The 478-nt window shown below is 58.6% G+C and carries 1 protein-coding gene; it reads right to left on the bottom strand.

Features of this window, described 5'->3' with window-relative positions; translation table 11 throughout:
* On the bottom strand, window positions 1-478 hold a 478-nt coding region (locus AK963_RS34450; RefSeq protein WP_202969982.1), incomplete at both ends, for an SH3 domain-containing protein.

Raw genomic sequence — 478 nt, 5'->3', positions numbered from 1 at the left:
GGATAGCGCCATTGCCGTCGCCGGTCAGCAGGCCGTTGCCCTGGTCGGTCAGGGTTTTATTCTGGCTGTTGGATATATAAGTCACGGTCAGACTGCCGGGCTTGATGCCGGGTTTCTCCACTGTGTGCCTGAAGGTCATATCATCCACCGGTACGCTGCCGGTGCGAATGGTGACCTCGTCATCGTTCTGCGCTACATAGCTATATACGATGGCGCTGTCCGGGTCGGGCATGGCATCCAGGGTAATGGCGGCGGATCCTGTGGAAAAAATAATAGTGCCTGTACCGGAGCCGGAAAGCTGGCCGGCACCGGTATCTCTCAAATCCTGCCACTTGCCCAGGGCGATATAACTCACCACCAGAGTGCCCGGTCGTGGCTTCGCCTCGGCCATGTTCAGTGTGTAGTTAAAGCCCCGGTTCTGGTTGGTGATGGGAATGGCACCGCTGACGGCAGCTCCGGTAATGGCCACGGCAGGCTG

The organism is Endozoicomonas atrinae (assembly GCF_001647025.1).
GTDB classification, from domain to species: Bacteria; Pseudomonadota; Gammaproteobacteria; order Pseudomonadales; family Endozoicomonadaceae; genus Endozoicomonas; species Endozoicomonas atrinae.
The sequence above is the reverse complement of the archived record's forward strand: the minus strand, read 5'-3'. Positions and strand labels throughout refer to the sequence as shown.